This is a genomic window from Streptomyces sp. NPDC005263, from assembly GCF_042872365.1.
Classification (GTDB): Bacteria; Actinomycetota; Actinomycetes; order Streptomycetales; family Streptomycetaceae; genus Streptomyces.
On sequence record NZ_JBIAKJ010000009.1, the window covers coordinates 380818 to 393689 of the forward strand.

The 12872-nt window shown below is 69.4% G+C and carries 13 protein-coding genes; 7 read left to right on the forward strand and 6 right to left on the reverse strand.

Annotated elements, in window-relative coordinates:
- Positions 1–102: 102 nt before the first annotated feature.
- Both ACFYRY_RS34610 and ACFYRY_RS34615 read right to left on the reverse strand, forming a co-directional pair.
- Positions 103–1101, reverse strand: coding sequence for a carbohydrate ABC transporter permease (locus ACFYRY_RS34610; protein WP_389154812.1), 999 nt, complete (start codon positions 1099–1101; stop codon positions 103–105).
- 6 nt (positions 1102–1107) lie between these two features.
- A complete protein-coding gene (locus ACFYRY_RS34615) occupies positions 1108–2400 on the reverse strand; it encodes an extracellular solute-binding protein (RefSeq protein WP_389154909.1) in 1293 nt (430 codons plus the stop codon).
- A 576-nt stretch (positions 2401–2976) separates the two neighbouring features.
- Between ACFYRY_RS34615 and ACFYRY_RS34620 the strand changes: the two genes are divergently transcribed.
- Positions 2977–4929: an amino acid transporter gene (locus ACFYRY_RS34620; protein WP_389154815.1), complete on the forward strand. Its 1953-nt coding sequence runs from the start codon at positions 2977–2979 to the stop codon at positions 4927–4929.
- 35 nt (positions 4930–4964) lie between these two features.
- Here the strand turns inward: ACFYRY_RS34620 and ACFYRY_RS34625 are convergent, their stop codons facing one another.
- The 3 genes from ACFYRY_RS34625 to ACFYRY_RS34635 form a co-directional block, all read right to left on the reverse strand.
- A complete protein-coding gene (locus ACFYRY_RS34625; protein ID WP_389154818.1) occupies positions 4965–5741 on the reverse strand; it encodes an SDR family NAD(P)-dependent oxidoreductase in 777 nt (258 codons plus the stop codon).
- Positions 5742–5884: 143 nt separating this feature from the next.
- Positions 5885–6643, reverse strand: a complete 759-nt coding sequence (locus tag ACFYRY_RS34630) for an SDR family NAD(P)-dependent oxidoreductase (protein ID WP_389154820.1) — start codon at positions 6641–6643, stop codon at positions 5885–5887.
- A gap of 115 nt (positions 6644–6758) precedes the next feature.
- Positions 6759–7025 carry an Atu4866 domain-containing protein gene (locus tag ACFYRY_RS34635; RefSeq protein ID WP_086725498.1) on the reverse strand — a complete coding sequence of 89 codons (267 nt, stop codon included), beginning with the start codon at positions 7023–7025 and terminating at the stop codon, positions 6759–6761.
- Positions 7026–7164: 139 nt separating this feature from the next.
- Here ACFYRY_RS34635 and ACFYRY_RS34640 point away from each other — a divergent pair, with 139 nt between their 5' ends.
- Positions 7165–8013, forward strand: a complete 849-nt coding sequence (locus ACFYRY_RS34640; protein WP_389154824.1) for a helix-turn-helix transcriptional regulator — start codon at positions 7165–7167, stop codon at positions 8011–8013.
- A gap of 155 nt (positions 8014–8168) precedes the next feature.
- On the opposite strand, the gene ACFYRY_RS34645 is transcribed toward ACFYRY_RS34640, so the two are convergent.
- The gene (locus tag ACFYRY_RS34645; RefSeq protein ID WP_389154826.1) at positions 8169–8777 is read right to left on the reverse strand and encodes a DUF1707 domain-containing protein; all 609 of its coding nucleotides are present in this window, start codon (positions 8775–8777) and stop codon (positions 8169–8171) included.
- Between the two features lie 113 nt (positions 8778–8890).
- On the opposite strand from ACFYRY_RS34645, the gene ACFYRY_RS34650 reads away from it, so the two are divergent.
- The 5 genes from ACFYRY_RS34650 to ACFYRY_RS34670 all read left to right on the forward strand — a co-directional run bounded on the left by ACFYRY_RS34650 (position 8891) and on the right by ACFYRY_RS34670 (position 12859).
- Positions 8891–9286 (forward strand): molybdopterin-binding protein, encoded by a 396-nt coding sequence (locus tag ACFYRY_RS34650; RefSeq protein ID WP_389154829.1) that lies wholly within the window; start codon positions 8891–8893, stop codon positions 9284–9286.
- 169 nt (positions 9287–9455) lie between these two features.
- The gene (gene modA / locus ACFYRY_RS34655; protein ID WP_389154832.1) at positions 9456–10292 is read left to right on the forward strand and encodes a molybdate ABC transporter substrate-binding protein; all 837 of its coding nucleotides are present in this window, start codon (positions 9456–9458) and stop codon (positions 10290–10292) included.
- A complete protein-coding gene (modB, locus tag ACFYRY_RS34660; RefSeq protein ID WP_389154835.1) occupies positions 10289–11248 on the forward strand; it encodes a molybdate ABC transporter permease subunit in 960 nt (319 codons plus the stop codon). The genes modA and modB overlap by 4 nt, the downstream gene beginning before the upstream one ends.
- A 36-nt stretch (positions 11249–11284) precedes the next feature.
- A complete protein-coding gene (locus ACFYRY_RS34665) occupies positions 11285–12370 on the forward strand; it encodes an ABC transporter ATP-binding protein (RefSeq protein ID WP_389154837.1) in 1086 nt (361 codons plus the stop codon).
- A 69-nt stretch (positions 12371–12439) separates the two neighbouring features.
- A complete protein-coding gene (locus tag ACFYRY_RS34670; RefSeq protein WP_389154840.1) occupies positions 12440–12859 on the forward strand; it encodes a molybdopterin-binding protein in 420 nt (139 codons plus the stop codon).
- The last annotated feature ends 13 nt before the right edge of the window (positions 12860–12872 follow it).

Sequence of the window (12872 nt, forward strand, 5' to 3'; positions counted from 1 at the left end):
CCGTGACGAGGACGACATGGATGGGGAGCGTCTTGCCGCGGGACGTCCTGCTGGACGCCTTCCGCGTCGGCGCATCGGGTGCCGGTGCCTTCTGGGTGAGGGTCACTTCCCGCCTCCTCGCATGGTCGTGGTGGCCCCTTCGAGGTCGCGGCGGAGCACGAACCGCTGGTAGGCGAGGGCGAAGACGAGGCTGATGCCGAACATGACCACGCTGACCGCGCTGGCGTAGCCGACCTGGTAGCGCTTGAAGCCGTACTGGAACATGGTCACGGCCATGGTCTCGGAGTGGTGGTCGGGGCCGCCCTGCGTGATCACCCACACCAGGTCGAACAGCTGGATCGAGCCGATGACGGACAGGAACACGCTGATCCGCAGGGTCGGTGCGAGCAGCGGCAGGGTGACGTTGCGGAAACGCTGCCAGGCGTTCGCGCCGTCGATGAGCGCCGCCTCGGTCAACTCGGCCGGGATGGACTGCAGTCCGGCCAGGTAGAGCATCATGTGGAAGCCGAAGAACTTCCAGGTCATGACGAGGAAGAGGGTCGCCATCACGGTGGAGGGGTCGGCGAACCAGGTGCTGCCGAGCCCGTCCAGGCCCACGCTGCCCAGGACCTGGTCGGCGAGACCGTCGTCCGGGGCGAAGATCATGCTGAACAGCACGCCGGTGATGGCCTCCGACAGGATGTACGGCGCGAAGAACAGCATCCGGTAGACCGCCCGGCCCCGCACTCGCTGGTTCAACAACACCGCCATGCCGAGCGCGAACGGCAGTTGGAGAGCCAGCGACAGCAGGACCAGGACCAGACAGCGCCACAGGTCGCCCAGGAACACCGGGTCGTCGAAGAGCCGGTCGAAGTTGTCGACGCCGACGTAGTCGGAGGGCATGCCGAAGCCGCCCCACCGGAAGAAGGCCGCGTACAGGGCGAACAGCATCGGCAGCAGCACGAGCCCGATGAACAGCACCAGGGCGGGCAGTTGGAAGGCCGTCGCGGTGAGCCAGTGGAGCACGCGCCGCCGGGTTCTCTCCCGGGCCGCGGCCGCGGCCGGAGGCGGGAGATCGACGTCAGGGCCGGTCCGCTTGTCCGGAAGGAACGTGGAGGTCATCGCCGGCTACTGCTCTTCCTTCGTGGCCTGCGTGATCGACTGGGTGACCTGCTCGGGGGACTTGGAGCCGGCGATGAGCGCGGCCACGCTGTCGTTGACCTCCTGGCCGACAGCGGGGGCGTACGCCTGGTCGAGGTAGAGCTGAAATCCGGTGGCGCCGTTCAACTGCGCCTGTACGGCCTTGAAGTTGGGGTCGGTGATGGCGCTCTCGGCTCCAGGGATCACTGGCAGCGTGTTGGTCTTCTTGACCAGTTCCAGGTCGGTCGCCTCGGATGCGAAGAACTTCAGGAAGTCGACGGCAGCCTGTGGGGCGCCCCTGCGCAGCGCGTGCCCGCCACCACCGCCGAAAACCTCGGTGATGGTGCCCTTGCCGCCCTCCACGGCGGGGAAGGGGAAGAAGCCGAGGTCGCCCCCGAGGCCCTTGCCCGCGTCGGCCTGCACCGACGGGGCCCACTGGCCCATGAGTTCCATCGCCGCCTTGCCGTTGCCGACGGCCGCGGCCTGGCCGGTGGGACTGTTGTAGGCGGCGTTGAGGAACCCTTTCTGGAAGGGCTGCAGGTTCACGAGTTCCTTGAGGTGTTCGCCGGCCGCGACGAAGTCGGCTCCGGTGAAGTCCTTGTCGGCGTACGCCTTCTGCAGCGAGTCCGCGCCGGCCGTGCGCATGGCGAGGTACGCCCAGTAGTACATACCGGGCCACTTCTCCTTGCCCGCGAGACCGATGGGGGTGATGCCCTTGGCCTTGAGCTTGCCCACAGCGGCGAGGAAGTCGCTCCAGGTGGTCGGGGGTGTGCTGACCCCGGCCTGCTTGAACAGCGCCTTGTTGTACCAGAAGCCGATCATGCCGATGTCGAACGGAATGCCGTACACCTTGTCGTCGAGCAGGTACGGCGCCTTCGCGGCCTTCAGCAGACCGTCGGCCCACGGCTTGGTCCTGTCGGTGAGGTCCTCGACCAGCCCGGCGTCGACCTGCTGCTTCAGGACGCCGCCGCCCCAGGTGTGGAAGACGTCGGGCAGCTTCCCGGAAGCGGTCAGCGCCGTCATCTTCGACTTGTAGGCGTCGTTCTCCAACTGGACGATCTTTATCTTGACCTTGGGGTTCTGTGCCTCGAACTTCTTGGCCAAAGACGCCCAGACGCTTTTCGCCGGTTGGGTGGTGGAGATGTTCCACCACTCGATGGTGGTCGTCCCGGACGACCCTCCGTCCGAGTCGCCGCCGCAGCCGCTCAGTGCCGTCATGCTCAGACCGGCCGCGGCGGAGGCCGCCAGGAAGCCGCGGCGGGACAGTGCCGGGTCGCCCATCATGCGCTCCTTGGGTACGGGAGGGCGCATCCACGCCCGTCCGTTGGACCGAAAGTTTCGGAGATATTCCAGAAAGGTTCGTCGTTGCCGCACCCTAGAGACAGCTGCCAAACGGTGGCAACCCCTTGTACACGGGGAATCGCGGCGGAAGCTCCCTGCAACTCGCCCCGGGGAGCCATTGGTTCACCGAGCGACGGGTCGTCGGCGAACCTGCCGGGCCGTCGGCGCCCGGTCGTTCGCGCACCAGGGCCGACGTGCGACCGCGCACGGTACCGCCTCCGGCGAGCAGCTGAGCGTTTGATCGCGAAAGTTTCGGATGATCTGGCGAACGTTACGGAACCGCGGGACGGCCGGCCTCCACGAACGGGGCGAGACATGTCGAGGGGCACGAAGGACGAGGTCAGCTGCCCCCGGACAAGATCGAAACCCGCCGCTCACTCCGTCAGTCTTAACGGAAGCTTGACGCCCGCGGCGTCCTGATCCGCGGGGCCGGGTGTCACTCTCTGCTTACGCTGGTCCCGCCGTACGCGTGATGGCCGGATCCACACGCTGAGCCGCACCTCAGGAGCATCCTCGATGGCCACCACCGAACACCCTCCTCCCACTCGTCTGCGGACCTGGATGCTGGAGGGGCTGTCCGACATGGGAAAGGGCGGCGGCCACCAGGGACCCCATGCCGAACCGGAACCCGCGCACAAGGGCCAGCGCTGGTGGCGGGTCATGTGCCTGACCGGGGTCGACTACTTCTCCACCCTCGGCTACCAGCCAGGCATCGCGGCCCTGGCGGCCGGCCTGCTGTCACCCGTAGCGACCATCGTGCTGGTGATCGTCACGCTCGCCGGCGCTCTGCCCGTGTACCGGCGAGTGGCCGAGGAGAGCCCGCGCGGCGAGGGCTCGATCGCGATGCTGGAGCGGCTGCTGTCCTTCTGGCAGGGCAAGCTGTTCGTCCTCACCCTGCTCGGCTTCGCCGCCACCGACTTCCTGATCACCATCACCCTCTCCGCGGCGGATGCCTCGACCCACCTGATCGAGAACCCGCACCTGACGAGCACCCTGCACGACCAGAAGATGCTGATCACCCTCGCCCTCGTGGCGCTGCTCGGCGCGGTGTTCCTGAAGGGCTTCCTGGAGGCGATCGGGGTCGCGGTCGCCCTCGTGGGCATCTACCTCACCCTGAACCTCGTCGTCGTGTTCGTCGGTCTGTGGCACGTGATCACGGCGGGCCATGTGGTCACCGACTGGGCCGGCGCCCTGACCGTCGAGCACGGCAACATCTTCGCCATGGTCGGCGTGGCCCTGCTCGTCTTCCCCAAGCTCGCCCTCGGCCTCTCCGGCTTCGAGACCGGCGTCGCCGTCATGCCGCACGTCCAGGGCGACCCGGACGACACCGACGCACGGCCGACCGGGCGCATCCGGGACACGAAGAAGCTGCTCACCACCGCCGCGCTGGTCATGAGCGGCTTCCTGATCGCCACCAGCTTCATCACCACCCTGCTGATCCCGGAGAAGGAGTTCGAGCCGGGCGGCGACGCCAACGGACGCGCACTCGCCTACCTCGCGCACAACTACCTGGGCAACGCCTTCGGCACGGTCTACGACGTCTCGACCATCGCCATCCTCTGGTTCGCCGGCGCCTCCGCGATGGCCGGGCTGCTCAACCTGATGCCCCGCTATCTGCCCCGCTACGGCATGGCCCCGCACTGGGCCCGCGCCGTGCGCCCCATGGTCATCGTCTTCACCCTGATCGCCTTCCTGGTCACCTGGATCTTCGACGCGGACGTCGACGCACAGGGCGGCGCCTACGCCACCGGCGTGCTGGTCCTCATCAGCTCGGCGGCGATCGCCGTGACCATCGCCGCCCGCAAGGCCGGCCAGCGCAACTGGACCGTCGGCTTCGCGATCATCTCGGCGATCTTCCTCTACACGACCGTCATGAACGTCATCGAGCGCCCCGACGGCGTCAAGATCGGCGCCTGCTTCATCGCCGGCATCATCCTGGTGTCGCTGTTGTCCCGGCTGGCCCGCGCCTTCGAGCTCCGCGTGACCAGCGTGACGCTCGACGACATGGCGGAACGTTTCATCCGCGACATGGCCAGCCGCAAGATACGGTTCATCGCCAACGAGCCGGACCAGCGGGACAAGGCCGAGTACCGCGACAAGATCGAGCAGATCCAGCAGGACAACGACATCCCCGGTGAGGACTTCGTCTTCGTCGAGGTCACGGTCCTCGACCCGTCCGAGTTCGAGGCCGGCCTGACGGTGCGCGGCGAGGTCCTGCACAGCCGGTACCGCGTCCTGACCCTGGAGTCCTCCTCCATACCGAACGCCCTGGCCGCCCTGCTCCTGCACGTCCGGGACACGACCAGGTGCACCCCGCACATCTACTTCGAGTGGACCGAGGGCAACCCCTTCGCCAACTTCCTGCGCTTCTTCCTCTTCGGCCAGGGCGAGGTCGCCCCGGTCACCCGAGAGGTCCTCCGCGGGGCCGAACCGGACCGTGCGCGACGGCCACGGGTCCACACCGGCTGAGGCAGACACCCCGCTTCTCCGAGAAGAATGCGTCGCTAGATTGCGGTGAAACCGCCGTCAGCGGCGACCACGGCTCCCGTGACGAAACTGGAGCGGGGCGAGACGAGGAAGCACAGGGCCTCGGCGATCTCCTCGGGCTGCGCGACACGTCCCAGGGGCTGCGCGGCGGCGAAGGACGCCAGGTAGGCGCGGCTGTCGGGGCGGATCGTGTCGAGGAAGTCCGTCTCGATGACGCCCGCGGCCACGAGGTTGGCGCGGATGCCCAGCGGGCCGCCCTCGACGGCGAGCACCTTGGTCAGTTGGGCCAGAGCGCCCTTCGACGCACTGTAGGCGACGCCTTCGGGCAGGGCGACGGTGGCGGCATACGAGCCGGTGCTGACGATGGCGCCGCCGCCGCGGCTCTTCATGGCCCGGAACGCCTCGCGGGCGCAGAAGAAGGAGCCGCGGGCGTTGACCGCCATCACGGTGTCCCAGTCCTCGGCCGTGGTTTCGGTGACGGGTTTGTTCTGGGTGCGCCCGGCATTGTTCACGAGGATGTCCAGTCCGCCGAAGGCGTCCAGGGCCGTTGCCACCGCACGGTGGGCGGTCTCCTCCTGGGTGATGTCACCGATTGTCGCGATGACGCCGGGAAACTCTTCCGCCAGGTTCGTGACGTCGGCGCGGAGGTCGAGGGCGACGACCCGGGCGCCGCGGGCGTGGAGGAGCGCCACGGTCTCCCGGCCCACCCCTCGCGCGGCTCCAGTGACGAGGGCGATCTTCCCAGCGAACTCGGTGGATTCGGATGTTGCGGCGGATGCGGTTGCAGGTGTCATGGTGCGGTCCCTGGAGAAGGTGAGTGCGGGCGCCGGTGCAGGGCAGCTGAAGTGCTGTGCAGGGGTGCGGTGCGCGGACCGGGTGGGCCGCGCCGTTGACGCATTCACGGCAGGCCCACGTGGACGTCGTACGGCCGGGTGGTTCAGTGCGCGGTGAGCCCGCCGTCGACCACCAGCTCCGCGCCGGTGACGAACGAGGAGTCGTCGCAGGCCAGGAAGAGGATCGCGGGTGCGATCTCGTCCGCGCGGCCGGCTCGGCGCATGGGGGTGCGTTGGATGTCAGGCTGCTGGTCGCCCTGGTCGTCCAGGAGGTCCTGGATCATCGGTGTGGCGATCACCCCGGGATGCACCGAGTTGATCCGTACTCCCTGCCGGGCGTACTCGACTGCGGCGGTCTTGCTCAACAGGCGCACGGCCCCCTTGGACGCCTGGTAGGCCGCAGCCGCACCGCTTCCTACCAGGCCGAGTACTGACGACGTATTGATCACCGACGCGTTGCCGCTCGCGCGCAGGAGCGGCATCGCCGCCTTCATGCCGAGCCATGTGCCTTTCTGGTTCACGTCGATGACGCGGTCCCACGCCTCTTCCCGCGTGTCCTCGATACCTGGCCAGTCCAGGATGCCGGCGACGTTCACGAGCACGTCCAGCGTTCCGAACCGGTCGCGTACGACGGTGATCACTTCGTCCCACTCCCGCGCGGAGGAGACATCGAGGCGGGCAGCGACGACGTCCGCGCCGCCTGCCCCGATCCGGTGGGACAGGTCCCGCAGGGGGCCTTCGGCGATGTCGGTGATCACTAGCCGGGCGCCTTCGCGGGCGAAGAGTTCGGCGGTCGCTGTGCCGAGGCCGCCGGTCGCGCCCGTGATCAGCGCGACCTTGCCGTCAAGTCGTTGTCCTGGCATGGATATGGTCCTTGATTCTCGTTGCTGCTGACTGACTGGCTGCTGTGTCGGGACTTCTTGGTCCGCCGACGGCGGATTCGCCCCCGGCGCCAGGGCGGCCGTGGCCCGGCCTCCTCTACGACGACTTCTGCTCCCGGTAGAGCACGAGGTGCTCGTGATAGAGCACTCCGTCCCGGATGTCGCCCGTGGCGGTGAACCCGGTGTCGTCGACGTAGTCCAGGTGGCTGCCGGTCACCGTGTACCGACCCGTGTACGCGCTGCGCCGCTCGCCGCGGGCTTCGTCGTAGCGGCCGTCCGGCAGCAGCTCCTGACGGATGTGACCATCCGCGGTCACCCACATCCCGACCACGTCGACGTGGTCGCCCTCAACGGTCCCGGCCATGGCGGACTCCTCTCCTCGGATGGTGTGGTCCCTCTCGCTCCACCGAGTCTGGGCAGGTCAGCGGCCATCAACCAGGACGCGTGCTGCCTGGGTGCGGCACACCCAGGCAGCACACCGGGCCGGCGCCTAGCCTGCACATATGGATGACAACCACCTGGGAGACTTCCTGCGCGCACGCCGCGCCGGCCTGCGGCCGGAGGACGTCGGCATGGCGAGCTACGGGGCCCGCAGAGTCGCCGGACTACGACGCGAGGAGGTCGCCGTCCTGGCCGGAGTGAACGCCGACTACTACACCCGCCTGGAACAAGGCCGCGAGCGCAACCCCTCACCCCAGGTGGTCGACGCGCTCAGCCGCGCGCTGCGCCTCGACGCGGACGCACGCGCGCACTTGTACCGGCTGGCCGGGGTCACGCCGAACGACCAGCCCTCCGTCCACGCCGCCGAGCGGGTCAGCCCTTCGCTGCGACAGCTGATGGACGGCTACCCGAACACTCCAGCGTTCGTCATGAGCCGGACCCTGGACCTCCTCGCCGTCAACGCCCTGGCCGATGCCCTCTACGCCCCGTTCGAGCCGGCGGACAACTTGGCCCGCATGACCTTCCTCGACGCCGCGGGCCGCACCTTCTACACGGACTGGGACCGGGCAGCCCAGGCCACCGTCGCCAACCTTCGCGAGGCAACCGGATTCGACCCGGACAACCCACGGCTGCGCGAACTCGTCCGCACTCTCACTGAGCACAGCGCGGACTTCACCCGCCTCTGGAACGCCCACACCGTGCGCGGCAAGACCCAGGACGCCAAACACCTCCTCCACCCGGACGTCGGCCCCCTCACCCTCACCTACCAGGCTTTCGACGTACGCGACGCCCCCGGCCAGCAGCTCGTCATCTACCACGCCGAACCAGGCAGCCCCAGTGCCCAGTCCCTCAATCTGCTCGGTTCCATCCACGCCACCCGGCGCCGGCCCGCCCCCCGGCCCCACCGCTGATCAGCCGACGGGTGCTCCACGGCGGCGGGCGCGTGATCACCCGGCTGGTTTGCGGCTGGTGTCCGAGCTGGGACACCGGGGCCAGGTACGGCGGCAGAGGTACGGGGCGAAGTCCTCGCCTCCGCCACCTCCGGCTACCTCCCGGACCTCCCCGGCTATCTCCCGAACCTCCCCGGCGGACGTACCACGACCTGCCCGAAGGTCAGCTCACCGGCCACCTCCACACGCAGCACCACAGATGTCTTCGGCTCAGCCGACCGCCGCGCCTTGATCTTGGCGTAGTTAGTCACCAGGGCGTCCGTGTCCACCACGACGCCAGGCCGGGTGAGCAGCTTCAGGGAGCCGCCGCGGATGTCGACGTCGAGGCGCAGCGTGTCGTATGTGATCACGGCATCGGTGAAATCGAGTACCACCTCGCCCCAAGCCGAACGGATCTCCATCCGCCGCGGTACCACCCAGCCCGCGCCCCGCCGCGTCGAGGCACCCTCCTGTTCGATCCGCACGACGTCCTTGACCTCGGCCGAGCCCCGACGCGCGGTGACCGCCGTCGGCAGATCCACCGTCAGTACGGCCAGTTCTCCCATCGTGCGGGAGGTCAGCGCGGCACCCACCCGCTCATCGAGTTCCTCCGCGGTCAGCCGCCCGTCCCCCGCGGCGACCCGCAGCACGTCCACGACCTGGTCCCGGTCCTCGTGCGAGGCCCTCAGCCCGAGCTCCGCGACGACACCAGGATCCCCGCTCTCCTGAGATGACCCACCTGTCATGCGCCCCCACCCCTCCCTCGTCGCACCAAAGGTCGCACTAAAGCTATATCGCGTTATACCCAACGGCCAACCCCCCACCCGCGGTTCCCCACCGGCGCCCTATCGTGACCGGCATGCAGTCCTACACAATCGGCCAGGCAGCACGGCTGCTCGGCGTGAGCCCCGACACCGCGCGACGCTGGGCGGACGCCGGCCGGGTGGCCACCCACCGCGACGACAGCGGCAGGCGGCTCGTCGACGGGCGGGACCTGGCCGCCTTCTCGGTGGAACTCGCCAAGGCCGGGAGCAGCGAGGAGGACACGCCGTACACGTCCGCCCGCAACGCCTTCCCCGGCATCGTCACCGCCATCAAGCTCGGCGATGTCGCCGCCCAGGTCGAGATCCAGGCCGGCCCGCACCGACTCGTCTCCCTCCTGACCCGGGAGGCCGTCGAGGAACTCGGTCTGGAGATCGGCATGGAGGCCACCGCCCGCGTGAAGTCGACGAACGTGCACATCGACCGCGTCTGAGTCGCCGAACAGCGGAATCCGCAGAAACGCATATGCGTACCTCGATCCCCACTTGAGCCAGCACCTGCGATGCACCAGGGAACACCCCCTCGCACATGCGGAAGTATGATCTGCGCATCGGAAGGGTCCGCCGACTCTTCTCCAGGCAGACCCAGGGAGTGGACCCGTGATGACCCGTTCCGTACGCCGGACCCGCCGTACGCTGCAGGTGGCCGGTGCGGGAATCGCCGCGCTGCTGACGCTGTCCGCCTGCTCCTCGTCCGACTCGGATTCGGACGCGGACGCGGGCGCCTCGGGCTCCGGCTCCTCGGCCTCCTCGTCGGCGAAGCTGTCCGGCGAGGTGACCGTCTTCGCCGCCGCCTCGCTCAAGGAGAGCTTCACGACGCTGGGCAGGCAGTTCGAGAAGGATCACCCGGGCACGAAGGTCACCTTCAACTTCGGCGGCAGCGACAGCCTCGCCGCGAGCATCACCAGCGGCGCACCGGCCGACGTCTTCGCCTCCGCCAGCCCGAAGACGATGGCCGTCGTCACCGGCGCGAAGGACGCCGCCGGCACCCCGAGCACCTTCGTCCGCAACCAGCTGGAGATCGCCACCCTGCCGGGCAACCCCGACAAGATCGCCACCCTGAAGGACCTCACCGACACGAAGCTGAAGGTCGTCCTGTGCGACAAGGAGGTGCCGTGCGGCGCCGCCGCCCAGAAGGCACTGGACGCCGCCAAGCTGAAGGTCACCCCGGTCTCCTACGAGCAGGACGTGAAGGCCGCCCTGACCAAGGTCGAGCTGAAGGAGGCCGACGCCGCCGTCGTCTACAAGACCGACGTACATGCGGCGGGCGACAAGGTGCGGGGGGTGGACTTCCCCGAGTCGGCCGAGGCCATCAACGACTACCCGATCACCCTCCTCAAGAACGCCCAGAACCCCGAAACGGCGAAGGCGTTCATCGATCTGGTCAGCTCCGCCGAAGGGCAGAAGGTCCTGACCGGGGCCGGGTTCCTGAAGCCATGACCGACCAGGACCAGGCGACGCCCGATCCCGCCGGGTCCGGGACCTCCCCCTCCCGCCCCACCGAACCCGGCAGGACCCCGACCACCCCCGCGACCGTCACTCCGCGGAGCGGCCCACGGCGCCGAGGTGCCGACCGGGCCGGAAAAGGCCACGACGCGTCCCGGCGTCACCGACGAGGCCGCGGCGTCCCGCTGCCCCTACTGCTCCCCGCCCTGGCGGGTCTGGCGTTCCTGCTCCTCCCCCTCGTCGCCCTGCTGGTCCGAGCCCCGTGGCGCAGCCTCCCCGACCAGCTGACCAGCGCCGACGTCTGGCAGGCTCTGCGCCTGTCACTGCTGTGCGCCACGAGTGCGACCGCGCTGAGCCTGGTCATCGGCGTCCCACTGGCCTGGCTGCTGGCCCGCACCGACTTCCCCGGCCGCGGTCTGGTCCGTGCCCTGGTCACCCTGCCCCTGGTGCTGCCCCCGGTGGTCGGCGGTGTGGCCCTGCTGCTCGCCCTCGGCCGCAACGGAGTCGTGGGCCAGTGGCTGGACGCCTGGTTCGGCATCACGCTCCCCTTCACCACGACGGGTGTCGTCCTCGCGGAGACGTTCGTGGCGATGCCGTTCCTCGTGATCAGCGTCGAGGGCACCCTGCGCGCCGCCGACCCGCGCTACGAGGAGGCGGCCACCACCCTGGGCGCCTCCCGCTTCACCGCGTTCCGCCGGGTCACGCTCCCACTGATCGCGCCGGGCATCGCCGCGGGCTCGGTCCTGGCCTGGGCGCGGGCACTGGGTGAGTTCGGGGCGACCATCACCTTCGCCGGCAACTTCCCGGGCCGTACCCAGACCATGCCGCTCGCGGTCTACCTGGCCCTGCAGAACGACCCGGCGGCCGCGATCGCCCTCAGCCTGGTCCTGCTGGCCGTCTCCATCGCCGTACTGGCGGGCCTGCGGGACCGCTGGATGACCACCTCCTGAGCCGATGCCCCCCAAGACCGAGCTGGACGCCCCCTCATGACCGACGCCACCACAGCCGACCCCGTCACCGAGGACGGACACGACGCGGGCCTCGACTCCCGTCTCGTCGTGGAACGCGGCACCTTCCGCCTGGACGTCGCCCTCAACGCCGCCCCCGGTGACGTGGTCGCCCTGCTCGGTCCGAACGGTGCCGGCAAGACCACCGCCCTGCGTGCACTCGCCGGTCTCGTCCCCCTCACGGGCGGCCATCTGCGCCTCGACGGTGCCGCGATGGACCGTACGCCACCCGAGTCCCGTCCGGTCGGCGTGGTCTTCCAGGACTACCTGCTCTTCCCGCACCTGTCCGCCCTCGACAACGTGGCCTTCGGCCCACGCTGTCAGGGCGCCACCAAATCGGAGTCCCGCGCGGAGGCCGCGGAGTGGCTGGAGCGCATGGGCCTGGCCGAACAGGCCGCCGCCAAGCCCCGCCTGCTCTCCGGCGGCCAGGCCCAGCGCGTCGCCGTCGCCCGCGCCCTGGCCACCCACCCGCGCCTGCTCCTCCTCGACGAGCCGCTCGCCGCCCTGGATGCCCGCACCCGCCTGGAAGTACGCGCCCAACTCCGCCGTCACCTGGCCGAGTTCGAGGCGGTCGCCGTACTGGTCACGCACGACCCGCTGGACGCCATGGTGCTCGCGGACCGACTCGTCGTCATCGAACACGGCCAGGTCGTCCAGGAGGGCGCTCCCGCCGACATCGCCCGCCACCCCCGTACGCACTACATCGCGCAACTGGTCGGCCTGAACCTCTACAAGGGCCACGCCGAAGGCCACACGGTCCGTCTCGACACCGGCTCCGCCCTCACCACCACCGAGGACCTCGCCGGGCCGGTGTTCGTGGCGTTCCCACCGAGCGCCGTCACCCTCTACCGGGACAAGCCCACAGGCTCCAGCGCACGCAACCTCTGGCGCTGCGACGTGGTCGGCCTGGAGACCCACGGCGATCAGATCCGAGCGGACCTCACCGGCGAACTCCCCCTCACCGCCGACCTCACCACGGTCGCCGCGGCCGAACTCGACCTGCACCCCGGCGCATCGGTCTGGGCGACCGTCAAGGCAACCCAGACACACGCATACCCGGCATAAGACCTCCAGACGGCTACGGTGGGATTCCCCGGACCCATCCCCACCCCACCGCATCCAGTGAGGCCTCCCATGAGCCTGTCCATCCGCAACCAGCTCTCCGGCACCGTCACCGCCAGCACCCCGGGAGAGGTGATGGCCACGGTCAAGATCCGCCTCACCGGCGGTCAGAACCTCACCGCCGCGATCACCCGGGAAGCCGCCGAGGAGCTGGGGCTCGCCGCGGGAACGGCCGTACACGCCCTGGTGAAGTCGACGGAAGTCTCCCTGGCCACCGCGCCGGTCGACGGCCTGTCCATCCGCAACCAGCTGCCCGGCATGATCAGTGACATCGCGACCGGCGGCGCCATGGCCGCCGTCCGGATCAGCGTCGAGGGCGCCGACCTGACCGCGGTGATCACCAACGACGCCGTCACCGACCTCGGCCTCACGACCGGCATCCCGGTCGTCGCCCTGATCAAGTCGACCGAGGTCTCCCTGGCGACGGTGTGACCTCACCGCGTCG

Bases quoted from the DNA above. Each gene is read 5' to 3' on its own strand.
- ACFYRY_RS34610 (WP_389154812.1), bottom strand. From the start codon at position 1,101: ATGACCTCCACGTTCCTTCCGGACAAGCGGACCGGCCCTGACGTCGAT.
- ACFYRY_RS34615 (WP_389154909.1), bottom strand. From the start codon at position 2,400: ATGGGCGACCCGGCACTGTCCCGCCGCGGCTTCCTGGCGGCCTCCGCC.
- ACFYRY_RS34620 (WP_389154815.1), top strand. From the start codon at position 2,977: ATGGCCACCACCGAACACCCTCCTCCCACTCGTCTGCGGACCTGGATG.
- ACFYRY_RS34625 (WP_389154818.1), bottom strand. From the start codon at position 5,741: ATGACACCTGCAACCGCATCCGCCGCAACATCCGAATCCACCGAGTTC.
- ACFYRY_RS34630 (WP_389154820.1), bottom strand. From the start codon at position 6,643: ATGCCAGGACAACGACTTGACGGCAAGGTCGCGCTGATCACGGGCGCG.
- ACFYRY_RS34635 (WP_086725498.1), bottom strand. From the start codon at position 7,025: ATGGCCGGGACCGTTGAGGGCGACCACGTCGACGTGGTCGGGATGTGG.
- ACFYRY_RS34640 (WP_389154824.1), top strand. From the start codon at position 7,165: ATGGATGACAACCACCTGGGAGACTTCCTGCGCGCACGCCGCGCCGGC.
- ACFYRY_RS34645 (WP_389154826.1), bottom strand. From the start codon at position 8,777: ATGACAGGTGGGTCATCTCAGGAGAGCGGGGATCCTGGTGTCGTCGCG.
- ACFYRY_RS34650 (WP_389154829.1), top strand. From the start codon at position 8,891: ATGCAGTCCTACACAATCGGCCAGGCAGCACGGCTGCTCGGCGTGAGC.
- modA (WP_389154832.1), top strand. From the start codon at position 9,456: ATGACCCGTTCCGTACGCCGGACCCGCCGTACGCTGCAGGTGGCCGGT.
- modB (WP_389154835.1), top strand. From the start codon at position 10,289: ATGACCGACCAGGACCAGGCGACGCCCGATCCCGCCGGGTCCGGGACC.
- ACFYRY_RS34665 (WP_389154837.1), top strand. From the start codon at position 11,285: ATGACCGACGCCACCACAGCCGACCCCGTCACCGAGGACGGACACGAC.
- ACFYRY_RS34670 (WP_389154840.1), top strand. From the start codon at position 12,440: ATGAGCCTGTCCATCCGCAACCAGCTCTCCGGCACCGTCACCGCCAGC.